The sequence below is a fragment of the Sphingomonas sp. HMP6 genome (genome assembly GCF_013374095.1).
Lineage (GTDB): Bacteria > Pseudomonadota > Alphaproteobacteria > Sphingomonadales > Sphingomonadaceae > Sphingomonas.
Genome location: NZ_AP022672.1, coordinates 2,775,528 through 2,801,216, shown reverse-complemented (window position 1 = coordinate 2,801,216; position 25,689 = coordinate 2,775,528). Strand labels below are relative to the sequence as shown.

At 65.4% G+C, this 25,689-nt stretch carries 27 protein-coding genes and 1 tRNA gene; 15 read left to right on the top strand and 13 right to left on the bottom strand.

Annotation, left to right across the window (positions count from 1 at the left end; all coding sequences use genetic code 11):
- The first annotated feature begins 83 nt into the window (after window positions 1-83).
- Window positions 84-503: a 6,7-dimethyl-8-ribityllumazine synthase gene (gene ribH, locus HMP06_RS13655; protein WP_176497569.1), complete on the top strand. Its 420-nt coding sequence runs from the start codon at window positions 84-86 to the stop codon at window positions 501-503.
- A gap of 260 nt (window positions 504-763) precedes the next feature.
- On the top strand, window positions 764-2,137 hold the full coding sequence (locus tag HMP06_RS13650; protein WP_176497568.1) for a cytochrome P450: 1,374 nt from the start codon (window positions 764-766) through the stop codon (window positions 2,135-2,137).
- Between the two features lie 146 nt (window positions 2,138-2,283).
- On the opposite strand, the gene HMP06_RS13645 is transcribed toward HMP06_RS13650, so the two are convergent.
- Window positions 2,284-3,372, bottom strand: coding sequence for an alkene reductase (locus tag HMP06_RS13645; RefSeq protein WP_176497567.1), 1,089 nt, complete (start codon window positions 3,370-3,372; stop codon window positions 2,284-2,286).
- Window positions 3,373-3,430: 58 nt separating this feature from the next.
- On the opposite strand from HMP06_RS13645, the gene HMP06_RS13640 reads away from it, so the two are divergent.
- The 6 genes from HMP06_RS13640 to HMP06_RS13615 are packed head-to-tail and all read left to right on the top strand — an operon-like array spanning window position 3,431 to window position 9,350.
- Entirely contained in the window at window positions 3,431-4,342 is a 912-nt protein-coding gene (locus HMP06_RS13640) for a DMT family transporter (RefSeq protein WP_176497566.1), read from the top strand.
- A gap of 10 nt (window positions 4,343-4,352) precedes the next feature.
- A complete protein-coding gene (locus HMP06_RS13635; RefSeq protein ID WP_176497565.1) occupies window positions 4,353-5,042 on the top strand; it encodes a COQ9 family protein in 690 nt (229 codons plus the stop codon).
- Between the two features lie 57 nt (window positions 5,043-5,099).
- Window positions 5,100-5,372, top strand: coding sequence for a FeoA family protein (locus HMP06_RS13630; RefSeq protein WP_176497564.1), 273 nt, complete (start codon window positions 5,100-5,102; stop codon window positions 5,370-5,372).
- The gene (feoB, locus tag HMP06_RS13625) at window positions 5,373-7,232 is read left to right on the top strand and encodes a ferrous iron transporter B (RefSeq protein ID WP_176497563.1); all 1,860 of its coding nucleotides are present in this window, start codon (window positions 5,373-5,375) and stop codon (window positions 7,230-7,232) included.
- An 11-nt stretch (window positions 7,233-7,243) separates the two neighbouring features.
- The gene (ssb, locus tag HMP06_RS13620; RefSeq protein ID WP_176497562.1) at window positions 7,244-7,795 is read left to right on the top strand and encodes a single-stranded DNA-binding protein; all 552 of its coding nucleotides are present in this window, start codon (window positions 7,244-7,246) and stop codon (window positions 7,793-7,795) included.
- Between the two features lie 31 nt (window positions 7,796-7,826).
- A complete protein-coding gene (locus HMP06_RS13615) occupies window positions 7,827-9,350 on the top strand; it encodes a sensor histidine kinase (protein ID WP_176497561.1) in 1,524 nt (507 codons plus the stop codon).
- 18 nt (window positions 9,351-9,368) lie between these two features.
- Here the strand turns inward: HMP06_RS13615 and HMP06_RS13610 are convergent, their stop codons facing one another.
- The 4 genes from HMP06_RS13610 to HMP06_RS13595 are packed head-to-tail and all read right to left on the bottom strand — an operon-like array spanning window position 9,369 to window position 13,152.
- Entirely contained in the window at window positions 9,369-9,761 is a 393-nt protein-coding gene (locus tag HMP06_RS13610; RefSeq protein ID WP_176497560.1) for a response regulator, read from the bottom strand.
- 35 nt (window positions 9,762-9,796) lie between these two features.
- Window positions 9,797-10,423 carry a methionine biosynthesis protein MetW gene (gene metW / locus HMP06_RS13605; protein WP_176497559.1) on the bottom strand — a complete coding sequence of 209 codons (627 nt, stop codon included), beginning with the start codon at window positions 10,421-10,423 and terminating at the stop codon, window positions 9,797-9,799.
- Complete coding sequence (gene metX, locus HMP06_RS13600) at window positions 10,420-11,553, bottom strand: homoserine O-acetyltransferase MetX (RefSeq protein ID WP_176497558.1); 1,134 nt, start codon at window positions 11,551-11,553, stop codon at window positions 10,420-10,422. The genes metW and metX overlap by 4 nt, the downstream gene beginning before the upstream one ends.
- A 27-nt stretch (window positions 11,554-11,580) precedes the next feature.
- The gene (locus HMP06_RS13595) at window positions 11,581-13,152 is read right to left on the bottom strand and encodes a flavin monoamine oxidase family protein (RefSeq protein WP_176497557.1); all 1,572 of its coding nucleotides are present in this window, start codon (window positions 13,150-13,152) and stop codon (window positions 11,581-11,583) included.
- An 85-nt stretch (window positions 13,153-13,237) separates the two neighbouring features.
- Between HMP06_RS13595 and HMP06_RS13590 the strand changes: the two genes are divergently transcribed.
- Entirely contained in the window at window positions 13,238-14,146 is a 909-nt protein-coding gene (locus HMP06_RS13590) for a prephenate/arogenate dehydrogenase family protein (protein WP_176497556.1), read from the top strand.
- Here the strand turns inward: HMP06_RS13590 and HMP06_RS13585 are convergent.
- The 4 genes from HMP06_RS13585 to ftsE are packed head-to-tail and all read right to left on the bottom strand — an operon-like array spanning window position 14,143 to window position 16,992.
- Window positions 14,143-14,853: a lysophospholipid acyltransferase family protein gene (locus tag HMP06_RS13585; RefSeq protein ID WP_176497555.1), complete on the bottom strand. Its 711-nt coding sequence runs from the start codon at window positions 14,851-14,853 to the stop codon at window positions 14,143-14,145. The genes HMP06_RS13590 and HMP06_RS13585 overlap by 4 nt on opposite strands.
- A complete protein-coding gene (locus HMP06_RS13580) occupies window positions 14,850-15,386 on the bottom strand; it encodes a YdcF family protein (protein ID WP_176497554.1) in 537 nt (178 codons plus the stop codon). Before HMP06_RS13580 ends, HMP06_RS13585 begins: the two co-directional genes overlap by 4 nt.
- Window positions 15,383-16,276 (bottom strand): cell division protein FtsX, encoded by an 894-nt coding sequence (locus tag HMP06_RS13575; RefSeq protein ID WP_176497553.1) that lies wholly within the window; start codon window positions 16,274-16,276, stop codon window positions 15,383-15,385. Before HMP06_RS13575 ends, HMP06_RS13580 begins: the two co-directional genes overlap by 4 nt.
- Window positions 16,273-16,992 carry a cell division ATP-binding protein FtsE gene (ftsE, locus tag HMP06_RS13570; protein ID WP_176498551.1) on the bottom strand — a complete coding sequence of 240 codons (720 nt, stop codon included), beginning with the start codon at window positions 16,990-16,992 and terminating at the stop codon, window positions 16,273-16,275. Before ftsE ends, HMP06_RS13575 begins: the two co-directional genes overlap by 4 nt.
- Window positions 16,993-17,157: 165 nt before the next feature.
- On the opposite strand from ftsE, the gene HMP06_RS13565 reads away from it, so the two are divergent.
- On the top strand, window positions 17,158-17,877 hold the full coding sequence (locus HMP06_RS13565; protein WP_176497552.1) for an MJ0042-type zinc finger domain-containing protein: 720 nt from the start codon (window positions 17,158-17,160) through the stop codon (window positions 17,875-17,877).
- On the opposite strand, the gene HMP06_RS13560 is transcribed toward HMP06_RS13565, so the two are convergent.
- The gene (locus HMP06_RS13560) at window positions 17,849-19,213 is read right to left on the bottom strand and encodes an MATE family efflux transporter (protein WP_176497551.1); all 1,365 of its coding nucleotides are present in this window, start codon (window positions 19,211-19,213) and stop codon (window positions 17,849-17,851) included. The two genes, HMP06_RS13565 and HMP06_RS13560, sit on opposite strands and share 29 nt — an antisense overlap.
- Window positions 19,214-19,334: 121 nt before the next feature.
- On the opposite strand from HMP06_RS13560, the gene HMP06_RS13555 reads away from it, so the two are divergent.
- The 4 genes from HMP06_RS13555 (at window position 19,335) to HMP06_RS13540 (ending at window position 22,275) form a co-directional block, all read left to right on the top strand.
- Window positions 19,335-19,421, top strand: a tRNA-Leu gene (locus HMP06_RS13555).
- Window positions 19,422-19,541: 120 nt separating this feature from the next.
- The gene (locus tag HMP06_RS13550) at window positions 19,542-20,654 is read left to right on the top strand and encodes a hypothetical protein (RefSeq protein WP_232089688.1); all 1,113 of its coding nucleotides are present in this window, start codon (window positions 19,542-19,544) and stop codon (window positions 20,652-20,654) included.
- Window positions 20,651-21,046: a hypothetical protein gene (locus HMP06_RS13545; RefSeq protein WP_176497550.1), complete on the top strand. Its 396-nt coding sequence runs from the start codon at window positions 20,651-20,653 to the stop codon at window positions 21,044-21,046. Before HMP06_RS13550 ends, HMP06_RS13545 begins: the two co-directional genes overlap by 4 nt.
- Before the next feature lie 86 nt (window positions 21,047-21,132).
- Window positions 21,133-22,275 (top strand): zinc-binding dehydrogenase, encoded by a 1,143-nt coding sequence (locus HMP06_RS13540; RefSeq protein ID WP_176497549.1) that lies wholly within the window; start codon window positions 21,133-21,135, stop codon window positions 22,273-22,275.
- A 147-nt stretch (window positions 22,276-22,422) separates the two neighbouring features.
- Here HMP06_RS13540 and HMP06_RS13535 read toward each other — a convergent pair whose 3' ends face one another.
- Window positions 22,423-23,361 carry an NAD(P)H-dependent flavin oxidoreductase gene (locus HMP06_RS13535; RefSeq protein WP_176497548.1) on the bottom strand — a complete coding sequence of 313 codons (939 nt, stop codon included), beginning with the start codon at window positions 23,359-23,361 and terminating at the stop codon, window positions 22,423-22,425.
- A 107-nt stretch (window positions 23,362-23,468) separates the two neighbouring features.
- Here HMP06_RS13535 and HMP06_RS13530 point away from each other — a divergent pair, with 107 nt between their 5' ends.
- Window positions 23,469-24,800, top strand: a complete 1,332-nt coding sequence (locus tag HMP06_RS13530) for an ABC1 kinase family protein (protein ID WP_232089686.1) — start codon at window positions 23,469-23,471, stop codon at window positions 24,798-24,800.
- 3 nt (window positions 24,801-24,803) lie between these two features.
- Here HMP06_RS13530 and HMP06_RS13525 read toward each other — a convergent pair whose 3' ends face one another.
- Window positions 24,804-25,301 carry a DUF427 domain-containing protein gene (locus tag HMP06_RS13525; protein WP_176497547.1) on the bottom strand — a complete coding sequence of 166 codons (498 nt, stop codon included), beginning with the start codon at window positions 25,299-25,301 and terminating at the stop codon, window positions 24,804-24,806.
- Window positions 25,298-25,672, bottom strand: coding sequence for a thiol-disulfide oxidoreductase DCC family protein (locus tag HMP06_RS13520; RefSeq protein ID WP_176497546.1), 375 nt, complete (start codon window positions 25,670-25,672; stop codon window positions 25,298-25,300). Before HMP06_RS13520 ends, HMP06_RS13525 begins: the two co-directional genes overlap by 4 nt.
- Window positions 25,673-25,689: the final 17 nt, after the last annotated feature.

Genomic DNA, 25,689 nt, shown 5'->3' with positions numbered 1-25,689 from the left:
CCGCCACCCGCTATCATCGCCCCGCGACTGGGCCCCGGCCTTCGCCGGGGAGGGCGCTGGGGCAAACAGGAGTGTGAAATCCCATGGCCAAAATTCTCATCGTAGAAGCACGCTTCTACGACCATTTGAACGACATGTTGCTCGACGGCGCGCGCGCCGCGATCGCGCAGGCCGGGCACAGCCACGAGACGATCACCGTCCCCGGCGCGCTCGAAGTGCCCGGCGCGATCGCGCTGGCGGCCGAAAGCGGTGCCTATGACGCGTTCGTCGCATTGGGCGTCGTGATCCGCGGCGAGACCTATCATTTCGAAATCGTCGCTGGTGAAAGCGCGCGCGGGATCATGGCACTGTCGATGGATGGCCTGTGCATCGGCAACGGCATCCTCACCACCGAGAATGAGGCACAGGCGATCGTCCGTGCCGACCGCGCACAGCTCGACAAGGGCGGCGGTGCGGCGCACGCGGCGCTCGCCATGCTGGCGCTGAAGGCACGCTTCGGCTGACCCCCGGATGACGATCCGGTTGGCGGAGCGGCCTCGGCTCGGCCAAGCGCGGCTGTCCTACAATGCCGCGAGACGGTAAGCTCCCGGCCATGCCCCGGTCCGCCACCCCCTTGCCCATCGCCAATCCCGCCATCCGGCACCGGGCGCACATGCACGCACAGGATTTACGCCTAACCTTAGCCTAAACTTCCGGGGCGATCTGCCCCTTCCTTTGCCGCCAATGCTTACTTATACCGGTGTCAGTAAGCAGGAGCGCGATGATGGCCTACGCCCATACCCATAAAGCCAATCCCCATTGGCTGCCCCCGCAAAAGCAGACGGACATCGCCGGCATTCCGGGCGAAAATGGGCTCCCCTTCGTCGGTAACACCTTCCGGATGCTCAAGGATCCGGTCGCGTTCGGCAAGCGGATGATCGACACGTATGGCCCGGTGTTCCGCAACAATGCCTTTGGCGGGCCGACGGTCAGCCTGATGGGGCCAGAAGCGAACGAGCTGGTGCTGTTCGACCGCGACCGCGTCTTTTCGTCCGAACAGGGCTGGGGCCCGCTGCTCAATCTGCTCTTCCCGCGCGGGCTGATGCTGATGGATTTCGACAAGCATCGCGCCGATCGCCGCGTGATGGCGGTCGCGTTCAAGCCCGAACCGATGCGGCATTATGCCGAGACGCTCAACGCCGGGATCGCGCGGACGGTGGCCGATTGGGGCGGGAAACCCATCAAATTCTACGATGCGATCAAGGAACTGACGCTCGATCTCGCCGCCGAGAGCTTCCTCGGAATGCCGCTCGGCGAAGAGGCGACCAAGATCAACCAGGCGTTCGTCGATGAGGTGCAGGCCTCGATCACCCCGATCCGCATCCCGTTGCCGGGCTCGCAAATGCGCAAGGGGGTGAAGGCCCGCGAGTATCTGATCGATCTGTTCAAGCGCGAAATCCCCGCGCGCCGTGCCGGGACTGGGCAGGATTTCTTCTCGCAATTCTGCCGCGCGACCGGCGATGACGGGCAACCGCTGCCCGCCGACGCGATCGCCGATCACATGAATTTCCTGATGATGGCGGCGCACGATACGATCACCTCGTCCGCGACCAGCCTGATCATGCTGCTCGGCCGCAATCCCGAATGGCAGGAAAAGTTGCGCGCGGAGATCGCCGGGCTCGGGCTGAACGAAACCGGCGGCTTGCCCTATGGCCAGCTCGACCGCCTGGAGTTGACCGACATGGCGTTCAAGGAAGCGCTCCGGCTGATCCCGCCCGTGCCCTCACTCCCCCGCCGTGCGGTGAAGGCGTTCGATTTCGGCGGCTATCACATTCCGGCGGGCAGCACGGTGAGCGTCAGCGTCGCCTATACCCATACGATGCCCGAGCTGTGGCCCGATCCGCAGACCTTCGACCCGCTACGCTTCACCCCCGACAAGGTCCGCGCGCGGCACAAATATGCGTGGGTGCCGTTCGGCGGCGGTGCTCATATGTGCTTGGGGCTGCACTTCGCGACGATGCAGATCCGCATCCTCGTCACGCAATTGCTCAGCCGCTACCGCATCGAACTCGACGAAGGGTCGGGCGCGGAATGGCAAGCCTGGCCAATTCCGCGCCCCAAAGATGGCTTGCCGCTGCGGTTTGTCCCGCTTTCTTAATCCTCCCCGGCACGGGGAGGGGAACCACCCGCCTTCTTCAGGCGGGTGGTGGAGGGGGGCTGCCAAGGGGGTGGCGCTTGTGGCCCGCCCCCTCCACCGTTCGCTGAATGCTCACGGTCCCCCTCCCCGTGCCGGGGAGGATCCGCTTACGCAGCAACCTCTTCCAGCGTGGGATAGTCGGTATAGCCCTCTGGCCCCTGGCTATACCAGGTCCGCGGGTTGCCGGGGTTGAGCGGGGCACCCGTGCGCAGGCGCTCGGGCAGATCGGGGTTGGCGAGGAAGGTGCGCCCGAACGCGATCGCGTCCGCCGTGCCATTGTCGAGCACGACCTGCGCTTCCTCGACCGTGGTATAGTCCGAGTTCAGCACCAGCGGGTTCGAGAAGACCTGACGGATCTGTGGGCTGACCTTGGGCACTTCGGTGCGGCCGAAAGTGCCGTCCGGACCGGGCTCGCGCAGTTCGAGAAAGGCGATGCCGATCTCGTCGAGCGCCTTGGCGGCGGCGGTGAACAGCGCCACCGGGTTGCTGTCATCCACGCCCTGCGAATCGCCATTGGGCGACAAGCGGATCGAGGTGCGATCCGCGCCCGCCACTGCGGCAACGCGCTCGGTCACTTCGCGCATCAGGCGAATGCGGTTCTCGATCGACCCGCCATAGCGGTCATCACGCAGATTGGCATTGTCGCGCAGGAATTGATCGATCAGATAGCCGTTCGCGCCGTGGATCTGCACGCCATCGAAGCCAGCCCGCAGCGCGTTCTTGGTCGCATGTTCATAATCGGCCAACAGACGCGGAATCTCGTCGAGTTCGAGCGGCCGCGCCATCTCGAAATCCTGCTTGCCTTCATAGGTGTGCGCCTGGCCCGCGGTGCGCGTCGCCGACGAGGAAACGGGCTGGCCGCCGATCACCGAGGAATGCACCTGACGGCCCATGTGCCACATCTGCACCATGATCTTGCCGCCCGCCGCATGGACCGAATCGACCACTGGCTTCCAATGTTCGATCTGCTCGTCGGTCCACAGGCCCGGCGCGAACGGCCAGCCGAGCCCTTCGCGGCTGATCCCGGTCGCTTCCGAGATGATCAGCCCGGCGCTCGCCCGCTGGGTATAGTATTCGATCATGAGTTCAGTCGGCACCGCTTCCTTCGTGGCGCGACCTCGCGTGAGTGGTGCCATCAGGATCCGGTTGGACGCGTGGATCGCGCCGAGCTGGATCGGATCGAAGAGGTTGGGCATGGAAACTCCGTTTTGTTTTGCTACCTGACGCCTAGCAGATAGGGCGCTAAGGCGCGTCATGCACGTCGCTTCTCCCACAAGAAAAACTGTCGCGCCCGAAACAACATCGGTGCTGCCCCTGCTCGCGCTGATCGTCGCCAATGCCGCGCTCGCGTTCGGGCCGTGGTTCGTTCGGCTGTCGGATACCGGGCCGGTCGCCTCGGCCTTCTGGCGGATCACACTAGCGGCACCAGTGCTGCTCGCGGCGGCGCTGGCGACCGGGTGGCGACCGAATCGCGGTGCGGGCGGGGGATTGTCGCGCGGGCTGTGGCTGATGATCGCGGTCGGCGGACTGTGCTTCGCCGCCGATCTGGGGAGCTGGCACCTCGGCATTCTGCGCACGACGCTCGCCAACGCGACGCTGTTCGGCAATTCGGCGACGTTGATGTTCCCGATCTACGGTTTTCTGATCGCGCGCGCCTGGCCGACGCGGCTGCAGGGCGTGGCGCTGGCGCTGGCCACGGTCGGCGCGGCGCTCTTGATGGGGCGATCCTATCAGCTCGATCCGCGCAATCTGACGGGCGATCTGCTGTGTCTGCTCGCCGGCATCCTTTACACCGGCTATTTCATCGTGATGGCGCGCGCTCGCGCGACGATGGCGCCGCTGCCCGCACTCGCGCTGTCGACGATGGCGAGCGTATTGCCGCTGCTGGCCTTCGTGCTGCTGCTCGGCGAAAAGCTGGTGCCGACCGACTGGACGCCATTGCTGGGGCTCGCCCTGGTCAGCCAGATCATCGGGCAGGGGCTGATGATCTACGCGCTGGGCCGCTTGCCGCCGCTGACCGTTGGCCTCGGCTTGCTGACCCAGCCGGTGGTGGCGGGGACGATCGGCTGGGTCGTTTACAACGAGCGGCTTGGCCTGCCGGATCTTATCGGCGCACTCTGTGTCGCGGTCGCGCTGGTACTGGTCAGCCGCCGTCCGCGCGCCTAAGTTTGCGGACATGACCGACTCCACCGCCACCGCCACGCCCTCCGCTTCGCTCGCCGAAGGCACGCTCGACGAAATCCGCTTGGGCCTTGCGCCCGCCATCGCCGCCAATGCCGGGTTCGACGGCTGGGGCGACGAGGCGCGCGATCTGGCGGCGGATAGCGCGGGCGTCGATCGCGACGTCGCGCGGCTCGCCTTTCCCGGCGGCGCGGTCGACATGATCGACGCCTGGTTTGCCGCGATCGACGCCGCGATGCTTGCGCACCTGCCGCCCGAACGGCTTGAGCCCATGAAGATCCGTGCGAAGATCACCGCCTTGGTCGAGGCCCGCCTCGCCGAGACCGCGCCGAATCGCGAGGCACTCCGCCGCGCGCTCGCGATCCTGGCACTCCCCCAAAATGCGCTGCGCGGCGTGAAGCTCGGCTGGCGCGCGGCGGACGTAATGTGGCGCGCAGCCGGCGACACCGCGACCGATTACAATCATTATACCAAGCGCACGATCTTGGGCGGCGTCTATGCCGCGACGATCACCGTCTTCCTCGATGACGAGAGTGCGAGCCATGCCGACACCAGCGCCTTCCTCGGCCGCCGGATCGAGGGGATCATGCGGTTTGAAAAAGCCAAGTCCCGCCTGGTTGGCCAAAGCGAATTGCGCCCGAGCTTTTCCCGCTTCGTCGGGCGGCTGCGCTATCCGGCGGTGTGAGAATGGTTCGCATTTAACGCTGGCGTGACCCCGCCGTTATTGATAATCAGTCGCAGCATGAACATGTCGAGTCCCGTGAAGCCTTCGCTCAGCCTCGAATCGCTGCCGCAGCGGCAGTGCGCGACCGTCGCGGCGATCGATTGGTCGCATCTGTCGACGCCCGAAGCACGGCGCTTGCGCGAACTCGGTTTCGATGAAGGTGTCGGCGTCGAAGTGTTGCACCGTGCCAGCCTGGGCAAGGGGCCGATCGCCTGCCGCATCGGGCGGATGACCGTCGCGCTTCGCCGCGCGGTCGCGGGCGCGATTTTCGTCTCACTCGTCGCACAGTAAATGGCCGATACGCCGCTGGTGGCGCTGGTCGGCAATCCCAATGCCGGCAAGAGCGCGCTGTTCAATGCACTGACCGGCGCGCGGCAGAAGGTCGGCAATTATCCCGGCGTCACGGTCGAACGGCATTCGGGCAAGCTCGTGCTGCCCGATGGCCGGATCGTCGAATTGGTCGATCTGCCCGGCGCCTATAGTCTCGAGCCCTCCAGCCCCGACGAGCGCGTGACGCGCGACGTGGTGACCGGCGCGCAAATCGGCGAGCGACTGCCTGATGCGCTGATCGTGGTGGTCGATGCCTCGAACCTCGACAATCATTTGCGCTTCGCCCTGCAATTGATCGCGCTCGGCCTGCCGGTCGTGGTCGCGCTCAACATGATTGACTTGGCGGCGCGCGACGGGCTGACGCTCGATCCAGACATCCTTTCGCGCGAACTCGGCGTGCCGGTGATCCCGACCGTCGCGGTGCGGCGGCGCGGGCTCGATGAGGTCAAGGTCACGCTCGCCACGTTGATCCTCGAAACCGCCGCGATCCGCCTGCGTCCGAGCGACCCGGCGATCGGCGAGGACATCGTCACGCTGCAACGCCGTGCGCGGAAGATCGCGCAAGGGGCCACCATATCGGAAGCACCCGTCAGGCGCTGGGCCCATGCGCTCGATTCGGTCGCGCTCCACCCGATCTGGGGCGTGCTGCTGCTGATGGTCATCCTGTTTACGATGTTCCAGGCGGTGTTCAGCTGGGCGACCGTTCCCGCCGACGCGATCAGCGCCGGGATCGCGTGGCTGCAGGAAGCGATCCGCGGGTCGATGACGGCAACGCCGCTGCGCTCGCTGCTGACCGACGGGCTGCTTGCCGGGGTCGGGGCGGTGATCGTGTTCCTGCCGCAGATCCTGATCCTGTTCGCCTTCATCCTCGTGCTTGAGGCATCGGGTTATATGGTCCGCGCCGCCTTCCTGATGGACCGCGTGATGGCGAGCGTCGGCCTGTCGGGCCGCGCGTTCATCCCCTTGCTGTCGAGCTTTGCCTGCGCCGTCCCCGGCATCATGGCGACGCGCACGATCGAGGATGAGAAGGACCGGCTGACGACGATCCTGATCGCGCCGCTGATGACCTGTTCGGCGCGATTGCCGGTCTATACGCTGGTGATCGGCGCGCTGATCCCCGACACCCGCGTCCTGCCGTTCGTCGGCCTGCAGGGACTGGTGATGTTCGCGTTGTATCTGATGGGCCTGGTCGGCGCGTTCGTCGTGGCGCTGGTGCTGCGGCGGACGGTGACCGCGGGTGTGTCGTCGGGCTTCATGATGGAAATGCCCAAATATCAGATGCCGCGGCTGCGCGATATCGCGATCGGACTGTGGAGCCGCGCAGAGATCTTCCTGAAACGCGCTGGCACCACGATCGCACTGACGATCGTTCTGCTATGGGCGCTGGCCAGCTATCCGGTTGCGCCCGCCGGGCAGAAGCAGAGCGAATATTCGATCGCCGGGCGGATCGCTTCGGGAATCGAGGTGGTGGTTAAGCCGATCGGCTTCAACCACGATATCGCGCTCGCTTTGTTGCCCGCCATGGCCGCGCGCGAAGCGGCGGTCGGCGCGATCGCGACGGTCTATTCGATCGACAATCCCGATGATCCGCGCGGCGACGGACAATTACGCCGCAATCTGCAGGCACGCTGGAGCTTGCCGACCGCGCTCGCCTTCCTGATGTGGTTCGTATTCGCGCCGCAATGCATCTCGACGATCGCGGTGACGCGGCGCGAGACCAATGGATGGAAATGGCCCGCCTTCATGGTTGGCTATTTGTTCGCGCTCGCTTACATCGCAGCAGGCGCGACCTATTGGGCCGCGATCGGACTCGGACTTTAGGGAATCGCGATATGGCGGGCAGCGTCAACAAGGTTATCATCGTCGGCAATCTCGGCCGCGATCCGGAGAGCAAGAGCTTCCAGAATGGCGGCAAGGTCGTCAATCTGCGCATCGCCACGTCCGAATCGTGGAAGGACAAGAACACCGGCGAGCGCAAGGAACAGACCGAATGGCATTCGGTCGCGATCTTCAACGAAGCGTTGGGCGGCGTGGCCGAGCGCTATCTGCGCAAGGGCTCGAAAGTCTACATCGAGGGCCAGCTCAAGACTCGCAAATGGCAGGACGCGCAGGGTAACGATAAATATTCGACCGAAATCGTGCTGCAGGGCTTCAACGGCGTGCTGACGATGCTCGACGGCGCACCCGGCGGTGGTAGCGGCGGCGGCGGCGGCGGATCAAGCGGGCGCGACGATTTCGGCGGCAATGACGATTTCGGCGGTGGATCGAGCGGCGGCTATGGCGGTGGCAATCGCGGTGGCGCGGCGCGCGGCGGCGGGGCTCCATCGGGCGGCGCGGCGCGCGGTGGCTTTGCCGACGATCTCGACGACGACGTTCCGTTCTGAACCCAAACGAGCCATCGGCGTTCCTGCTGTCATGATCGATCTTTTTAAACGGCTCCAGCCGGACCTATCCAGTTGGACCAGCAACGAGAGCATTCGTGCGGCCGCAATTGCCGAGCATGATCTGGATACGCTTCGGGACGACGCCGCGCTCAGCCGCCTGACCGACTTCGCAGCGGCGCTGTGCGCCGCTCCGACCGCGCTAATCAGTATCGTCGAGGAAACGAGCCAGACTTTCCTGGCACGCACCGGGTACGACACGACGGAGAGTCCGCGCGAAACGTCATTCTGCGCGCACGCGATGCTCAGCGATGAGATCATGGTCGTGCCGGATGCGAGCCAGGATCCGCGGTTTGCCGACAATCCGCTCGTCACAGGCGAGGCAGGGTTGCGCTTCTACGCCGGCGCACCTCTGATCCGGGCGGACGGGATCGCGCTCGGGGCGCTGTGCGTGATCGACACGGTCCCGCGCGACGGGCTCACCCCGTTACAAGCGCAAGGGTTGCGCGTGCTGGCGGCGGACGTGATGATGCGGTTGAGCGACAGTCAATCCACGGCTGCCTCGCGCGCCGCAATCAGCGACAGCGAAGGGCGGTTCCGCACGCTTGCCGATACGATGCCGCAAATGGTCTGGTCGACTCAGCCCGACGGCAACCATGATTATTACAATGCCCGATGGTACGAATTTACCGGCGTGCCGGCGGGCTCGACCGATGGAGAAGGCTGGAACGACATGTTCCACCCCGACGATCAGGACCGGGCGCGGCGGTTGTGGGAGCATTCGCTAGCGACCGGCGACCCGTACCAGATCGAATATCGCTTGCGCCGCCATGACGGCCAATATCGCTGGACGCTGGGCCGCGCGCTGCCGATCCGCGACGAGGCAGGGGCGATCGTGCGCTGGTTCGGGACGTGCACCGACATTCACGAGCAGAAAGAGGCGAGCGAGGAGCGCGAGATCATTGCGCAGGAGCTCAGCCACCGGATCAAGAACATCTTCGCGGTGATTTCTGGTCTGATCGCATTTTCGGCCCGCGGTACTCCCGAATTTGCCACCATCGCGGCGGATTTGCGCGCGCGCGTGACCGCGCTTGGCCGGGCGCATGATTTCGTGCGGCCGCATAGTGCCCAATCGCGCCCGACCGCGGCACCGACCAGCCTGCACGGGCTGCTGGGCGAGCTGTTCCTGCCGTATCAGCCGCAGGAAGGCGCGCGCATTGTGGTGGAAGGCGAGGATGTCGAAATCGATGATCGTTCGGCGACGCCGATCGCCTTGCTCTTCCACGAACTTGCCACCAACGCGACGAAATATGGCGCGCTGGCCAACGAACGCGGCACAATCACCGTCGACATCCATTCCGAGCAGGATCGCCTTCTGCTCAACTGGTGCGAGCGCGGCGGCGCGGCCGTAAGCGCGCCCGCGAAAACGGGCTTTGGGTCGCAATTGATCGAATTGAGCGCCGTACGGCAATTGGGCGGTATGGTGAAACGCGATTGGGATCCAGCCGGACTACGCGTCGAAATCGCGATTCCAAAATCGTCGCTGAGCCGAACCTAAGCTGCCCGATCGTAAAACTCAGACGAGCGGAACGAAGTCCTGGTGCGGCGGCGGATTGACCGCGGGGCCCTCGGTCGCGACAGCGGCTGCCGCGAGAATCGCATCGGCGCTGAACGGCTTGCGCACATACCCGAGCGCACCGCTCGGCTCGGCGATCTGACCGGGATTGGCCGTCACGAAGACGACCTTGAGCCCATAATCCTGCGCCAAGGTGCGCGCGAGTTCGGGGCCGGTGGGCCCGTCGCGCAAATTGATGTCGACCAATGCGAAGCTGCAATCGGCCGCCGCCTCCAGTGCGCCGGTCCGGTCTGCCGCGATCGCCTTTACCGCATAGCCCGCATCGATGAGGATACGTTCGAGGTCGAGCGCGACGAAAATCTCGTCTTCTACGATAAGCGCGGTGGCGGGCATGACAATAACGGTGGTCCTGATGGATTGATGGAGCGCTAACCCCGCATCGGACCTTTTGGTTCCTTGATCTCGCTCAATATGCGTAACTGGAAAACAGCGTGCTCGGCCAGGATGTTGGCTGCAGCTGTGGTGGTGCGCTTGTCGCCGGACAGGAACCAGGCGCCCTCCACCTCGATCCCACGTTCGCCGACGAAGCTGCGGAAATCGTCGATCGTGACGTGGTGGATGTTGGGCGTGTCGTACCAGCGTTCCGGCAGCAACCGCGTCACCGGCATCCGCCCGCCCCACAAGAGCGACATGCGGACGCGCCAATGCGCGAAATTGGGGAAGGACACGAACGCCCGCCGACCGATCCGCAGCAAATGATCGAGCACCACATCGGGACGGTGCGCAGTCTGCAGCGTCTGGCTGAGGATCGCATAGTCGAAGCTCGCATCGGGATATTCGGCCAGATCTACATCGGCGTCGCCCTGGATTACCGAAAGCCCGCGCGAGACGGCGGCGGCGACATTGCCCGCGTCCAGCTCCAGACCTCGTGCATCGACGCCCTTCGAATCGCGGAGCGCCGCCATCAGCGCACCATCGCCGCACCCGACATCGAGAATACGGCTGCCCGGCGCGACGTGTTCGGCGATGATCGCGAGATCGGGACGGAGCGTCATGCCCCCGCCCTCAAAAACCCATCGACCACGCGGTTCATCTCGGGCGCGTCCAGCAAAAACGCGTCGTGGCCATAGGGGCTCGACAGTTCGACGAAACTGACCGGCGCGCCCGCCGCGTTGAGCGCATGGACGATCGCGCGTGATTGGGCGGTCGGATAAAGCCAGTCGGTATCGAAGCTGACAAGGCAGAACCGGGCTTTGGTCGCGCGAAAAGCATTGGCGAGCGGCCCGCCATGCTCACCGCCCAGATCGAAATAATCCATCGCGCGGGTGATGTAGAGGTACGAGTTCGCGTCGAAGCGATCGACAAAGCTGATCCCCTGGTGCCGCAAATAGCTTTCGATCTGGAAATCGGCGTCGAACCCGAAGCTGATCGCGCCATCGGGTCGGTCAGGCCGCGCTTGCAGGCGGCGGCCGAATTTCTCGGTCAGCCCGGCCTCGGACAGATAGGTGATGTGCGCGGCCATCCGCGCCACCGCGAGGCCAGCGGCGGGTGGGTCGCCCAGATCGTAATAGGCACCGCCGCGCCATTTCGGGTCAGCCATCACCGCTTGCCGCCCGACTTCGTGAAAGGCGATGTTCTGCGCGGTGTGCCGCGCGGTAGAGGCGATCACCACCGCCGCGCGCACCCGCTCCGGAAAAGTCGCAGGCCAGCTCAGCGCCTGCATGCCCCCCATCGATCCGCCAACCACCGCCTGCAACACCGCGATGCCGAGATGATCGAGCAACATCGCCTGCGCGCGCACCATGTCGCGGATCGTGATGACCGGAAAGCCCATGCCCCACGGTGCGCCGGTCGCCGGGTTGACCGTTGCCGGACCCGATGATCCCATGCAACTGCCCAGCACATTGGCGCAGACGATGAAATGCCGCGCCGGATCAACCGGCCTGCCCGGCCCCACCATGCGCGTCCACCAACCGGGCTTACCGGTCACCGGGTGCGGGCTGGCGACATGCTGGTCACCGGTCAGCGCGTGGCAGATCAGGACCGCATTCGACGCGTTGGCGTTGAGCGTGCCATAGGTTTCGTAAGCGATCTCGACCGGTGACAGCAACGCCCCGCCATCGAGCCGCAGCGGCCCGGGCAAGATCACATGGCGGGCAAGCCCGAAACGCACGTCGTCGGTCATTGCGCGGGGGTTAGGATCAAGCGGCGCTCAACTCAAGCGCCGCGCGTTGGCCCGGCTCCCGATGATCACCCCGGCCGCGAGCCGCCCGGTCTGCGCACCGCCGTTCATATAGCCGGGGTAAGCGTCCGACAGATGCTCGCCTGCAAAGATCACCGGCCCCGCGCCGACCGGCGCCTTGGCGATACCATCGACCTCGGCCCAGATCAGCCGCCCGAAGCGCGTCAACTGGCCGGGGCGGAAATTGACATAGGCCCCCATCGCCATTGGATCGCGGTGCCAGTTGGTCCGCCGCGCGAACGCGCTTGTGGCGGCCGTCATGCCCGGGATGCCCTTTTCGACCTGTGCGGCGAATTTGCGCGCCAGCACACCGGGTTCCGAACCATCGGCCGCCGCCACTTCGGCCCCGCCAAGAAACCAGGTCCATACATCGCCGCTCGCCGCACCGCCGCGGACACTGCCATCCCAACCGCTTGCGAGGCCAGCGCCCGGCTTGGTCTGCCAGACTTCGCCGCCGCGCCCGATCGCCTTGTCCCACGGGCGCGCAGTCATACCCGCTTGCACCTTCATGTTCGTGCCAAGACCAACTTCGGCGATGAAGCGTCGCCACAATGGCGGCAACGGCACGCGGAAATCGATTTTCCGGGTGATTGAGGCGGGCGTGGTGACGATCACGTTCGCCGCGTCCACCGTCTTGCCATCGGCAAAGACGAGCCGGACGCCGGCCCCGAACGGATCAACGCGCACGACGCGGCGGTTGGTCTCGATCCGATCGCGCAGCCGTGCCGCCATGGCGTCAACCAACGCGCTGCTGCCGCCCGAAATCAAATAGCGCTCATCGCTGCGGCTGAGCACGTCGATCCGCCGCCCGTTGATCGCGGGCAAATTAAACACCAGTTCGATCGCGGACGCTTGCCCCGGCTCGACACCATATTCGGTGCGCGCGGTCGCCTCCATCAAATGGCGCACCCACGGCTCGGGCATCAACGCCGCATGCTTGTCGAGATACGTAGTGAAGCTCATCCGGTCGAGTTCGATCGCGACGCGGGCGTAATCCTGGTCGAGCCGCACCGAATCTGCGTCGATCTGCCCGGCGATCCCGCGCAGCGCGCTGGCAAGCTTGCCCTCGGGCACTTCCTTGCCATCGGCCAGGATCATCGTGCGGTGCGCCGCGGCCTTGCGGTCGATCAGCGGGGTGCCGAATTCGCGCGCCAGCATCTTCATGTCGGCATGGTCGGTGTTGACGAGTTGCGCGCCCGCCTCGAGCGTCGGCCGCCCCTTCTCGCGCGCGGTGTACACGCGCCCGCCCAGCCGTGCGCGCGCTTCGTACAGCCGCGCATCGATGCCTGCCTGGGTGAGATGCCACAGCGCGGTCAGGCCCGCGATCCCGCCGCCGATGATCGCGATCGGCCCATTCGCCGTTCCAGCGGCAAAGGCCGGACGGGGAAGCGCTGTCGCGACCCCGGTCGCCCCCAGCGCCAGCAAGACCGCGCGCCGCGTCTGCCCCGTTTCGCCCACCACTGGCGCCGCGTGACCGCTTGCCGTCACATTGGCGCGCCGTGCCTGTTCCAGCGCACGCCAGACCGTATCGCTACCCCGCATTCCCGTCTCCCGCTGCCGCCTCCTAGCAGGCGCGCCGCGGAACGCCAGCTTGCCATAAGGAGGAGCTTCCGCCACACGGCCCGCCATGTTGCCTTTCGCCCGCGTCACCATCATCGGCATCGGCCTGATCGGATCGTCGATCGCGCGCGCCGTGCGCGCCAACATGCCGACCGTGCGGCTGACCGGCTATGATGCCGACCCGGACGTCCGCGCGACCGCCGATGCGCTGCAGCTTTTCGATGATGTCGCCGACAGTAGCGGCGCTGCAGTGATCGACGCCGATCTGGTGATTCTGTGCGTTCCGGTCGGCGCGATGGGCGCGGCTGCCGCCGGTTTCGCAGCCGACCTGCCGACCGACGCCGTGGTCAGCGACGTCGGCAGTTGCAAGGCCGAGGTGGTCCGCGCGCTCTCGGAAGCGTTGCCCGGCGCAACGATCGTGCCCGCACATCCCGTTGCTGGCACCGAGCGATCGGGGCCCGAGGCGGGTTTCGCCACGCTGTTCAACAAACGCTGGTGCATCCTAACGCCGCCCGAGGAGGCCGACCCGCTCGCCGTCGAGCGCGTCGCCGAATTCTGGCGCAGGCTGGGCGCGGATGTCGAGATGATGGCACCCGACCATCATGACCGCGTGCTCGCCATCACCAGCCATTTGCCGCATCTTATCGCCTACACGATCGTCGGCACCGCGTCGGACATGGAAGAAGTGACGCGGTCCGAAGTCATCAAATATTCGGCGGGCGGGTTTCGCGATTTCACCCGCATCGCCGCGTCTGACCCGACGATGTGGCGCGACGTCTTCCTCACCAATCGCGAAGCCGTGCTCGAGATGTTGCAGCGCTTTTCGGAAGATTTGTCAGCACTGCAACGCGCGATCCGCTGGGGCAAGGGGGACGAACTGTTCGACCTGTTCAGCAAGACCCGCGCGATCCGCCGCGGCATCATCGAACAGGGGCAGGACGATCCGGCCCCCGATTTCGGCCGCACGCACGATTAAGGCTGCGGCACGTCCAGCGCGTTGATCGCGGCGTGGACGCGCCGCTCGGCCTCTTCGCGCGGCAGACCGGGCGGAATCGGCTCACCGAAGCGGAAGGTCACCGTACCGGGGACCTTGGGCCCGTGCTTTGGCCATACCATCCCGCTGTCGATCGCTATCGGCACCACCGGGATCTTCAGCATCTGATAGAGCCCGGCAAACCCCGCGCGCAGCTCTGGTTGCTCACCGGGCGACACCCGCGTTCCCTCGGGGAAGATCAGGATCGAGCGTTTTGCCGCCAGTGCGGCACGGGCGTCGCGCAGCATGCGCCGCAACGCGCCGGCCGACGCTTCGCGATCGACGACGATGACGCCATAGCGTTTTGCGGACCAGCCCCACACCGGAATGTCGGTCAGTTCCTGTTTCATCACGATCGCAGGGTTGTGCAGCATCCGCCCCAGCTCGAGGGTTTCGTACATCGACTGATGCTTTGCGGCGTAGAGCACGGGTGCACCGCCAGCCCGCATGTCACCGAAGCGGCTGCCTTCGATCCGCTTGTTGATGTGGAGAATATGGCGCGTCGTCCAGCCGTGCCAGCGCGTCCAGAAATGGGTGTGTGCGACGAGCACGCGCCACCCGATCAGCGCCGATATCGGCGTGGTCAGCACGATCGGTACTGATCCGGCATAAAAAATCAACTTGAACAGCAGGTTGCGCAACGCAGTCATGTCGCACGCCCAATCAGCAAGGCCGCCTTGCGCACAATCAATTTGTTATACTCACCTAGCAATACGGCCCAGCGCGGGCTGCTCGGTACACCGTCGCCGATCACCGTCGCGTCGCCGTCGAGCGCACTCACCAATTCGAGCTTCGCGCGCGCAAGGTGCCAGTCCGAGGTCACCAGCCGCACCGTTTTATAATTGTGCGTGCGCAGCCAATCGGCGGTCTCGTGGGCGTTGGAACGGGTATCGACCGCCTCATGGCCGAGGTCGATGCAGCAGCGGAACAGGTCGGGACTGACCTTATATTCGTGCGCTAGTTCGTTCGGCCGCACCTCGGGCGCTACGCCGCTGATCAACATGCGTTGCGCGGCATGCGCTTCTAGCAAGCGCAACCCCCGGTCGATCCGCCCCGCGCTACCGGTCAACACCACGATCGCGTCGGTCTTCGGTCCGTCGAGGGGTGCCGGCATCGTCAGCAGATAAATCCCGAATCCGGCCAGATAGAACAGCGCGATTGCCGCGAAGAGTCGGATGATCACAGATAGCGGCCGAGCGTGGTGAGGACGGCCTGCCGCGCCGCGAGCGTGGCCAGCACGGCAAAGGCGACCGGCAAAGCCGCGAGCACGATCCAGTCGCGCACGCTCAAGCTGAGCCCGGCGAGCAAATCCGACCCCAGGGCCGCCAGTTGCAAGCCGATCAACGCGATCACGCCGACCGCGATTACCGTTCCGATCATCCCGCCAAGCAACGTGTCGATCGCGATGCGGCGCTGGAACAGCCGCGCGACCTGCACATCGGTTGAGCCGAGCATGTGCAGCACTTCGATCGTGTCGCGGTGCGTTTCAAGGCCGGCGCGCGCGGCCAGGATGACCACCGCCGCGGTCGCCGCCGCCATCAGCAAGACGAGCGCGGCAGCAAGCCAACTGACCATTCCCATGAAATCGCGCACCGGCGACATCCAGCTTTCGTGTCGGTCGATCCGCGCGGCAGGTGCAGCGGCGCGCACCGCAGCGGTCACCCGTGCCACCGCCGCGTCGCTCGCCACGCCCAGATCGGCGTCGATCATCGCCGGGATCGGCAAATCGGGATCGGCGCCGTCGGGACCAAGCCACGGGCGCAAGAGCGTCACGAGCTTGGCGTGATCGACCGCGACCGCGCGTGTTACGTCCGGCGTCGCCCGCAGCGCCGCAAGCGCCCGCGCTGCCTGGTCGGTACGTTTCGCCTCAACCGGCTCGACGATCTGCACCGTCAAGCGCCCGGCCAATTGCCGGTCGAGCAACGTCGCCGCACCCAGCGTGCCGAGCCCGAGAGACGCGGCGAGGACCGTCAGGAACAGCATGATCGCCATAATCCATGTCATCGCGCGCGTACCGCGGCTCTCATCGAGCAGGCGCCGGTCGGCGGCCGAGGCGATCATCGCGACGCTCATTCGGAGCTTCCCGACGTCGCATTGGGCGGGGGAAAGCGCAAAGATCCGGTCGGATCGAGCAGCCGCCCCTTGTCGAGCCGCATCATGTGCGCGTTCTGGATCCGCCCGAGCAGATGGAAATCATGCGTCGCCACCACCACCGTCGTGCCGAGCCGGTTGAGGGAATCGAACAGGTGCAGCAGTCGTTCGGCCATGTCCGGATCGACGTTGCCGGTTGGTTCGTCCGCGACGAGAATTTCGGGGCGGCCGATCACCGCGCGTGCGATCGCCACGCGCTGCTGCTCACCCCCGGACAGAGTCGGCGGCTTGGCGTCAACGCGGTCGGACAGCCCGACCCAAGCGAGCATTTCGCGTACCGGCGCATCGACATCGCTTTCGGGCACGCCCGACACGCGCAAGGGTAGCGCGATATTATCATAGGCCGACAAATGCGAGACCAGCCGGAAATCCTGAAACACCACGCCGATCCGCCGCCGAAAGCCCGGCAAACGCGCGCGCGGCAGCGTGACCGCGTCTTCGCCGAACAACCGTATGCTGCCGCGCGTCGGGCGCTGCGACAGATACAGCAGCTTTAGCAACGACGTCTTCCCCGCGCCGCTTGCCCCGGTGAGAAAATAAAAGGCGCCGGTCGACAGCGTGAAGCTGACGTCGGACAGCGTCTCCTGACCGCTGCCGTAGCGCAGCCCTACATTCTCGAACTGGACGATATTCGCCATGGCGGCGCGCATTGCTCGCTTTAGTGTCTGATGCCCCGTACCTGCATCGCACGATCGTAACGCCCGGGACAAGCGCGCAGGTGCGTGAAACACTTGCTTACTCAGCACGACAGCGCGTAGATTCACCATGTTGCCAGCGCTCGCGAACGGAGCCAAGACGCACAGATGATCCTCGAATGCACCGAGTGCCACACGCGCTATCTCGTCCCCGACTCTTCGATCGGGGCGGACGGGCGCACGGTGCGCTGCGCCAGCTGCAAGCATAGCTGGTTTCAGGAGGGCGTGCCGGTGCTCGATCTGGTCGCCCGCGCCGAAACGGTCGCACCCGCACTCCCACCCGAGCCCGCGCCAACCGCGCCACCGGCCGAGCCGGTATATTCCGCCGCACGCGTGGTCGAAATCGCGCCGCCCGGCTCCTATCCGGATTACGATGCCTTCGCACACGAGCCGCCCTTCCGCCCGCGTCGCAACCCGGCGCGGCGCTGGACGATGGCGGCGGGTGCGGCCGGCGCGGCGATGCTCGCGGGTGTTGGCGTGCTGGCCTATTCTGATGCACCCATCTTCGCGCACGATCTGTTCAGCCCGGTCGCGCCGACCCCGCTGAAGCTGGTGACCAAGCCGGTCGATCGGCACACCTTCAACGGCAACGAGATTTTCGCGGTCAGCGGTACCGTGCTCAACCCGACCGACACGCGCCAGCCGATCCCCGACATTCGCGCCGATCTGCGCGACGCGCAGAAAAGGATCGTGTTCAGCTGGATGATCCGGCCCGAGGCGACGATGCTTGCGCCCAAGGCGCAGATCCAGTTCAACAGCGCGAAGATCGACGTGCCGGTCAATGCGCAGGAACTGGTGCTCAGCTTTTCGGGCGAAGCCGCAAGCTGATCTGGCCAAAGCGCGCGCCGTGCAACACGGCTGCGGCGACCATGCCGAGGCCCGAGGCATAGACCAGCCCGATCGAACCTGTGCCGTTTTGCACGAAGAGCCAGCCCGCACCGCCTGTAACCACGAAGAACGCGGCGATGCTGTTCACTCCGGCAACGATTTGATCACCGAGCGAGCGTAGCGCGTAGACGAACACAACTTGCACCCCGTCGAACAGGATGAACGGCGCCCACAGCGGCAGCATCGCGAGCGCGACGGCATGAACCCCAGCCGCCGCCGGGAAGGCCGCGACGATCGGCCCGCGCGCCACGACGATCACCACCGCCAGCAGCGCGGTGAACAGCGCCGCCAGCCCAGCCGCGATCAGCGTGCGCGGTATCGCTTGGTCGAGCGTCCCCTCGCCCACCGCATTGCCGACGCGAACCCCAGCCGCCGATCCCAACCCCAAGGCGACCCCGAACGTGACGTTGTGGACCGAAAAGACGATCTGAAAGGCATGCGCCGTGATCGGCCCGAAGCCCGTCGACAGCGCGATCAGGATCGAGAAGCCGGCAAGTTCCAGACCCGAAGCGAGCGCCGGAATCGCACCGAACGTCGCCAGCCGCACCGCGCCGGGCAGGGCCGCCGCCCAGGCGGCACCGGACATGTCGCGGACACCGCGTTCGCTGGCGCGCGTCGTCGTCCAGGCCGCACCCAGCATCAGCACCGACCCGATCGCCGAGGCGGTCGCCGTCGCCACCGCCGCGCCGACCGCGCCCAGCGCGGGAAAGCCGAGATGCCCGCCCGACCAGGCCCAGGCGAGCAGCGCATTGAGCGGCAGGATCGCAAGATTGACCACCATAACGCGCCGCGGCCGCGCGATCCCTTCCAGAAAGAAGCTCGCCGCGATCATCGTCAGTTGGAACGGATAGGACAGCGCCATGACGCGCACGACGCGCGCCGCCGGTTCGACCAGCGCAGACGCAACGCCGATCCCGCGGAGCAGCGATTCGGCAAAGATCCCGAACCCCAGCGCCCCCGCCAGCCCGAGCACGACCGCCAGCACCAACCCCGCGCGCAGCGTCGCGCCGGTCTCGGGCAAGTCTCCCGCCCCATCGGCGCGCGCCGTGAAGACCAGCGTTCCCGACAGCCAGGCGAGCCCCGCGACGATCGTGACGAAAGTCAGCGCACGACTCGCGCCGAGCGCCGCGACCTGGTCGGTGCCGGTCAGCCCGACGACGACGATGTCGGTGACGCTCAGGATCGTCCAGTTGAGGCTGGTCAGCATCACCGGCCACGCCAGCGCGAGCAAGCGGCGGGTCTCAGCGGACCAGAGAGCGCGGTGGGTTGCGGACATGGTGCGCGTGCTACCCGGATCGCGCCATCGCCGATAGGGCACGATTGGCGTTGCGCCCCGCCCAAGGCTTTGCTAGGGGCGCTCGCCTACCAGATGCCGGGCGTGCCCGGCGATGTTACGTGCGGCCGTGGCGGAACTGGTAGACGCGCAACGTTGAGGTCGTTGTGGGCGAAAGCCCGTGGAAGTTCGAGTCTTCTCGGCCGCACCACTTTTTTCTGAGAGCCGCTGGGGGCGGGCGTAGGCGGAAGCCTCGTCATGCAGACCGCTGCGTTGACAAGTTGGAAAATGTTGCTCAAATGTTCTCGCCGCCTAAACAGCGGAGAACAACATGCCACATCTATCCGATGACGCACGCCGGCAGGCGTTTGCGATTTGGTTGCGGACCGGCAGGATTCTGATTGCCGACGTAGCCAGCGCGGACGATGTCGAATTCAAGTTTAATCCCTACCATGATCCACGAAATGGGCGCTTTACCTTTGCGCCAGGTGGCGTTGCGGGTCCCGCAAGTGGTCACTTCCATCGGTCGGCACCGGCAAGAGTGAGACACGCGGACCGCGCGGGAAGCGCGGACGACAAAGAGGTAATTCCGGGCATCGACACGTTTGCTCCGGCGGCACGACAGACACGCCCGCCAACGCGCCCGGGTCCGGCGATGGGACGCGGCAGCAACAGTCGGGCCTTCGAAGACCCTATGACGCTCGAACAATCCTTCCCGGGGCTGCGAACATCTCCAGGTGGCACCATCCTTGCTGTGGCCGATAATCTGTTTGATTTCACCGGACCCGCTGACAGATCAATGATGGAGTTTCTGCAGGACCAGTCGAAGCGCGTCACCACACAGATAAAAGCACTCGAGCCGAAATGGCATTATGACGAGATTGGTCCGACCGATGCATTCGGAACGCCGATCATCACGCAACAAGGTTTAGCCGCGAGGGTAAACGACCTCCGTTTTCAACGTGCCGCCATTGTTGCCCGCTTACAGGGGGAGTACCGCCCGCTTCAAGTCGAAACCCTCCGCTTCGTGCAGCGACGCACTGACTATGCCTACGAGGAGGGACTGACCCTGCTCAAGTCCGGACGTCTCTCGCCGCGGCTGTCCGAGCAAGAGGCGCTTGGTAATTACATAGACCGACGAGTTCGCCAGGAACTACGCGAGCGTTACGCTCGATTCGACATCGATTCTGCTGGCAAGGGACCCGTTCGGGTAAACCGGCGTGAAGATGATAGTTCGGGGACCGACACCACCTATCGCCGCCCCGATGCGCGGGTAAAGGACGTCGCGTTCGATGTGACGCTCACGCGCAAAACATTGGGAACGGCGCAGATCCGTGGTTTCTTCAAAGCCGACTTCAGGCCACGCCGCGTCGTCATTATTCGGCCGAGTCAACTCGGCTCAAACTACACATATGTCATTTCCCGTCCGGAGCCAAAACAATGAGCGGATCCAACTCCTATTTCAACGCGAAGCCCTACATCCCGGCATCGCTTAGCGAGATTTACGACACGTTGGGGTCAATGATACTCGGGGCACCAACTTTCGTTGATCGATGGGGCGACTTTCCCAACCGCAACATCGACAGTGAATTCAATAAGCTCACGCAGGGCTTCGCGCTCGTCCGCAAAAAGCTTGGCGAGGAGCGTTACGCCAAGCTCATCGATCTAGCGGCGCGCGCCAAAGCGCTGTTTGCCGCCGATCAGGACGACACGAATGGCAAAACCGACGAGGGACGCGCGCTGCTCTTCGAGATTGAGGATGAGATACAGGCGGCGCGGCGCGGTCGGGTGAAGGCCAAACTGCCGGACGAAGACGGCGAGATCACTGGCGACTGAGGCTAGCGCCCACGTCTTCGCAGTAGCCCCAACCGTCCGCCAGTGGCATGTCGGGCCAAACACCAAACACCACAGGAGAGCCAATCATGACCGACCCGATCCCGCACACCGGCCTGCAATTGCTCTCGCTCGTCACCGCCGAGGGCAAGCTTGAGGTGTCGCTGATCGATCAGCCGATCGCCGATCCGCGCGACGATCAGGTCGTGGTCAAGGTGCTGGCGACCCCGATCAACCCGTCCGATCTCGGCCTTTTGTTCGGCGCAGGCGACTTGTCCACCGCGCATGTCTCCACGCGCGACGGCCATCCCTTGGTCACCGCCGACGTGCCGACACCCGGAATGCGCGCGATGGCGGGGCGGATCGGTGAAGCGATGCCGGTCGGCAATGAAGGGTCGGGCGTGGTGATTACGGCGGGTGCGTCCCCGGCGGCGCAGGCGTTGCTCGGCAAGACCGTCGCGATGCTGGGCGGGGCGATGTATGCGCAATATCGCACGCTGCGTGTCGCCGAGTGCCTGGTCCTGCCCGACGGCACCGCGCCCGCCGATGGTGCATCGTGCTTCGTCAACCCGCTCACCGCTTTGTCGATGACCGAAGTGATGCGCCGCGAGGGCCATAGCGCGCTGGTCCACACTGCGGCTGCCTCCAACCTCGGGCAAATGCTGGTCAAGATTTGCGCAAAGGACGGTATCCCACTCGTCAATGTCGTGCGCAGCCCGGCGCAGGCCGAGCTGCTGCGCGGCATCGGCGCGGCGCATGTCGCCGATTCGAGCGCGCCCGATTTCCTCGACACGCTGACCGCGATGATGGTCGAAACCGGCGCGACGATCGCCTTCGATGCGATCGGCGGGGGCAAGCTTGCCGGGCAGTTGCTGAGCTGCATGGAGGCCGCCGCGGTCAAGCGGATGACGACCTACAGCCGCTACGGCTCCGACACGTTCAAGCAAGTCTATATCTATGGCGGGCTCGATCTCGCGCCGACCACGCTCAACCGCAATTTCGGCTTCAGCTGGGCGCTCGGCGGGTTTTTGCTCACGCCCTTCCTGGTCAAGATCGGGCCGGAGGCGGTGCAGGCGCTGAAGGACCGCGTCGTCGCAGAACTGACGACGACCTTCGCCAGCCATTACACGCACGAAATCTCGCTGACCGAGGCGTTGCAGCCGGAGATTTTCGCGGCCTATGCCAAGCGTGCGACGGGGTCCAAATATCTGATCTGCCCGCATAAAGGCTGACGCGGGCGGCGAAATGTTTGATGCCGATACCTAATCCTGTTCGTTTCGAGCGAAGTCGAGAAACCCATCGTGCACGCGGCATGTGTGTCTCGACTGCGCTCGACACGAACGGATGGGGTAGATCCGTCTAGGAAACGCTCTTTCCGGTCAGCCGAAATCGGCGGCCGTCGCCATCGCCCCCATCCGCGCGCAGATGCCGTGGAATTCGCCGACCATGTCGTGGATGATGTCGCGCGCGCTGCGCACTTCGTCGATCAGCCCGGCGCTCTCGCCCGCCAGACCAACCGAAGCCTCCATGTCGCCGGCAAAGTACAGCTCCTGAATCCGCGCGAAGGTGTCGGCGGGCATCAGCCCCGCTTCATGGATCGCGGTGGTCCGCGCCGTCTTCAGTGCGCGGATGCACGGCGTCGATTTGGTGTTGAGCATGAAGGTGCCGGTTTCCTTGGCGTCGAGGATCGCCTGTTTGAAGCCAGGATGCACCGGGCTTTCCGCCGACGCGACGAAGCGCGTGCCCATCTGCACCGCTTCCGCCCCCAAAGCGAACGCCGCCGCCATGCCCTTGCCGTCGCAAATCCCGCCCGCCGCGACCATCGGCACATCGGTGACGCGGCGGATCGCCTGGAGCAGGACGAGCGTCGAGACTTCCTCGGGATTCTTGAAACCCCCGCCCTCGCCGCCCTCGACGATCAATCCGTCGACCCCCGCGGCCACGCTCTTCAGCGCGGCATCGACCGTTGGGACGGCGTGATAGACGACAATCCCGGCGGCCTTGAGCGGGCCGACGAACTTGGCCGGACTGCCCGCCGAGGTAGTGACGAACTTGACCCCCGACGTGCAGATGAAATCGAGCATCGCTTCGTCCTTCAAGAAGCGGATCGGAAGGTTCACCCCGAACGGCGCATCGGTCAGCGCCGCCATTTTCAGGATCTCGGCCTGGCAGATCGCAGTTTCGCCCGACGATGTCTCGATGATGCCCAAGCCCCCCGCCTCGCACACCGCCGAGGCGAGCGCCGAACGCGCGATCCAGCCCATCGGCGCCTGGACGATCGGATAGCGCGCGCCGGTGTGGGCAAGGAAACGATTCATGATGGGCACCCTCTCAATCTGTTTGGTTGTTTGTAGCGTGGAATGGCGGCGGTGCTATAGCGGCGCGGCAGGCCGGTATGATCCGCTGCGCGTGAAGGCCGACGCTTTTGAAACCTCCGATCCCCCGCAGTGGCCCCGGTACTGGAAGCGCCGTCCCGACCGGTCGCCTCGCCCGGCTGTCGCGCTTCGGCGGGCTCGCAGCGGGCGTGGCCGGCGGCATGATCGGCGAAGGCGCGCGACAGCTCGCCAGCGGCAAGCGCCCGGTGCTGGGCGATTTGCTGCTGACCCCCGGCAATATCGGGCGCGTCACCGATCGGCTGGCGAATCTGCGCGGGGCGGCGATGAAATTGGGGCAATTGGTGTCGCTCGATTCGGGCGAGCTGCTACCGCCCGAGCTCAGCGAAATCCTCGCCCGCTTGCGCGCCGATGCGGAACCGATGCCCGATCGACAGCTCAGCGCGGTCCTGACCGGACAATGGGGTGCGGATTGGAAGAGCAAGCTCTCCGCCTTCGATGCCAGTCCGATCGCCGCCGCCTCGATCGGCCAGGTCCACCGCGGCCGCACCCGCGACGGGCGGCCGCTGGCGATCAAGGTGCAATATCCCGGCGTCGCGAAGAGCATCGACAGCGATGTCGACAATGTCGCGACCTTGCTGCGCCTGTCGGGGCTGGTGCCGAAGGAACTCGACCTCGCCCCGTTGCTCGAAGTCGCCAAGGTGCAATTGCGCGAGGAGGCCGATTATGTGCGCGAAGGTGCGTGTCTCGCCCGCTTCGGCGATCTGCTCGCGGGCGACCCGCATTTTCAAGTTCCCGCCTTCCTGCCTGAGCTTTCAACGCCAACGATCCTGACCATGTCCTATGCCGAGGGCGTGCCGATCGAATCGCTGACCGACCGCCCCCAGGCAGAACGCGACGCGGTCGCCGCGCGGATGCTCGATCTGGTGCTGCGCGAGCTGTTTGATTTCGGGCTGATGCAGACCGATCCAAACCTTGCCAATTACCGCTACGACGCGGCGACGGGAAAGATCGTGCTGCTCGATTTCGGCGCGACTCGGGAGATTTCTCCGGAGATTGCCGACCTCTACCGCCAGATGCTGCGGGCAGTGCGGGATGGCGACCGGGCGGCGGCGCTGAAGGCGCTCGAGGCGTTCGGCCTGTTCGATGCCGGCACCACGGCGGCGCATCGCGACGAAGTGCTCGCGCTGTTCGATCTCAGCGCCGGCATGTTGCTGCAGGAAGGCGCGTTCGATTTCGGCGATGCGAGCTGGATCAAATCGATGCGCGGACGTGGCCTTGCGCTGGCCTCGGACCGGACGATGTGGCGCGTGCCGCCGGCGGAGACGTTGTTCGTGCAGCGCAAGCTTGGCGGGAGTTATTGGCTGGCAGCGCGGCTGAAGGCGCAGGTCGATCTGCGCGCTCTGCTGGATAAATATCTGTAGCGCTTACCAGAAACGGCTACCCGGGATTCCTTTGAACGGCCCGGCGACCGCGCTGGTGATCCAGCCCCCGTAAAAGCCCCCCGGCTGCGGCACGACGGTTTCGCCATCGACACTGCACCGGTCGAAGGCGTGTGCGTAAAAAGCTATATGATCCAGCAACATAGCGAAGGCGCGCGAGGGATTGGGATAGCTCCAGCCGACCGCGGGCAGCACTTCGTCCTCCAGCACAACGTCCCAATAGACCGCTTGCCCCTTCCACTCGCAGAACGAACTCCCTCCGCCGCGGCGCAGGATTCCGGGGCGGATATCGGCGAGCGGGATGTAATAACTGGGGGGATGGCTGGTTTCGAGCGTGCGGATCGCACGGCGGGTATCGGCGAGAATAAGCCCGCGATGCTCGATCACGACATGCGCAGCGGTCGGTTCGCAAATCGCCGGACGCGGGAAGGACCAGACGCTTTCCTGGCCCGGCTGGATCGGATCGGGGGTCGGCCAGTTCATACGCGCTCCCACTTTCTCGCCAGATGCTGCAATCGGGGTCGAACGCGCAGGAACAGCAGATACAGCCGCTCCAGCGCCGCCAGCACGATCGGCACGCGCGCGGCAAGGCCAAGCGGCCGCAGCAGCGGAATCGCCCGCCACATCGCCGCAAAGGCCGCCGCGCCCGATAGCAGCACGCCATTTTCGCGGGCGTGGAAGCGGGCGAGCAATTCGCGGCGGTCGATCGGGCATGTCGCATCCTCGGCGGCGACATCGATGAAATCGATCGCCCCCGCCCGATCGAGCCGCCGCATCACGGCGATCTCGCGGCGGCACAGCGGGCAACCGCCGTCATGCCATACCGTCAGCCGGGGATTCGTCAGCGAGTCCATGGGCGATGCTATCGCAC

Bases quoted from the DNA above. Each gene is read 5' to 3' on its own strand.
- ribH (WP_176497569.1), top strand. From the start codon at position 84: ATGGCCAAAATTCTCATCGTAGAAGCACGCTTCTACGACCATTTGAAC.
- HMP06_RS13650 (WP_176497568.1), top strand. From the start codon at position 764: ATGGCCTACGCCCATACCCATAAAGCCAATCCCCATTGGCTGCCCCCG.
- HMP06_RS13645 (WP_176497567.1), bottom strand. From the start codon at position 3,372: ATGCCCAACCTCTTCGATCCGATCCAGCTCGGCGCGATCCACGCGTCC.
- HMP06_RS13640 (WP_176497566.1), top strand. From the start codon at position 3,431: ATGCACGTCGCTTCTCCCACAAGAAAAACTGTCGCGCCCGAAACAACA.
- HMP06_RS13635 (WP_176497565.1), top strand. From the start codon at position 4,353: ATGACCGACTCCACCGCCACCGCCACGCCCTCCGCTTCGCTCGCCGAA.
- HMP06_RS13630 (WP_176497564.1), top strand. From the start codon at position 5,100: ATGAACATGTCGAGTCCCGTGAAGCCTTCGCTCAGCCTCGAATCGCTG.
- feoB (WP_176497563.1), top strand. From the start codon at position 5,373: ATGGCCGATACGCCGCTGGTGGCGCTGGTCGGCAATCCCAATGCCGGC.
- ssb (WP_176497562.1), top strand. From the start codon at position 7,244: ATGGCGGGCAGCGTCAACAAGGTTATCATCGTCGGCAATCTCGGCCGC.
- HMP06_RS13615 (WP_176497561.1), top strand. From the start codon at position 7,827: ATGATCGATCTTTTTAAACGGCTCCAGCCGGACCTATCCAGTTGGACC.
- HMP06_RS13610 (WP_176497560.1), bottom strand. From the start codon at position 9,761: ATGCCCGCCACCGCGCTTATCGTAGAAGACGAGATTTTCGTCGCGCTC.
- metW (WP_176497559.1), bottom strand. From the start codon at position 10,423: ATGACGCTCCGTCCCGATCTCGCGATCATCGCCGAACACGTCGCGCCG.
- metX (WP_176497558.1), bottom strand. From the start codon at position 11,553: ATGACCGACGACGTGCGTTTCGGGCTTGCCCGCCATGTGATCTTGCCC.
- HMP06_RS13595 (WP_176497557.1), bottom strand. From the start codon at position 13,152: ATGCGGGGTAGCGATACGGTCTGGCGTGCGCTGGAACAGGCACGGCGC.
- HMP06_RS13590 (WP_176497556.1), top strand. From the start codon at position 13,238: ATGTTGCCTTTCGCCCGCGTCACCATCATCGGCATCGGCCTGATCGGA.
- HMP06_RS13585 (WP_176497555.1), bottom strand. From the start codon at position 14,853: ATGACTGCGTTGCGCAACCTGCTGTTCAAGTTGATTTTTTATGCCGGA.
- HMP06_RS13575 (WP_176497553.1), bottom strand. From the start codon at position 16,276: ATGAGCGTCGCGATGATCGCCTCGGCCGCCGACCGGCGCCTGCTCGAT.
- ftsE (WP_176498551.1), bottom strand. From the start codon at position 16,992: ATGGCGAATATCGTCCAGTTCGAGAATGTAGGGCTGCGCTACGGCAGC.
- HMP06_RS13565 (WP_176497552.1), top strand. From the start codon at position 17,158: ATGATCCTCGAATGCACCGAGTGCCACACGCGCTATCTCGTCCCCGAC.
- HMP06_RS13560 (WP_176497551.1), bottom strand. From the start codon at position 19,213: ATGTCCGCAACCCACCGCGCTCTCTGGTCCGCTGAGACCCGCCGCTTG.
- HMP06_RS13550 (WP_232089688.1), top strand. From the start codon at position 19,542: ATGCCACATCTATCCGATGACGCACGCCGGCAGGCGTTTGCGATTTGG.
- HMP06_RS13545 (WP_176497550.1), top strand. From the start codon at position 20,651: ATGAGCGGATCCAACTCCTATTTCAACGCGAAGCCCTACATCCCGGCA.
- HMP06_RS13540 (WP_176497549.1), top strand. From the start codon at position 21,133: ATGACCGACCCGATCCCGCACACCGGCCTGCAATTGCTCTCGCTCGTC.
- HMP06_RS13535 (WP_176497548.1), bottom strand. From the start codon at position 23,361: ATGAATCGTTTCCTTGCCCACACCGGCGCGCGCTATCCGATCGTCCAG.
- HMP06_RS13525 (WP_176497547.1), bottom strand. From the start codon at position 25,301: ATGAACTGGCCGACCCCCGATCCGATCCAGCCGGGCCAGGAAAGCGTC.
- HMP06_RS13520 (WP_176497546.1), bottom strand. From the start codon at position 25,672: ATGGACTCGCTGACGAATCCCCGGCTGACGGTATGGCATGACGGCGGT.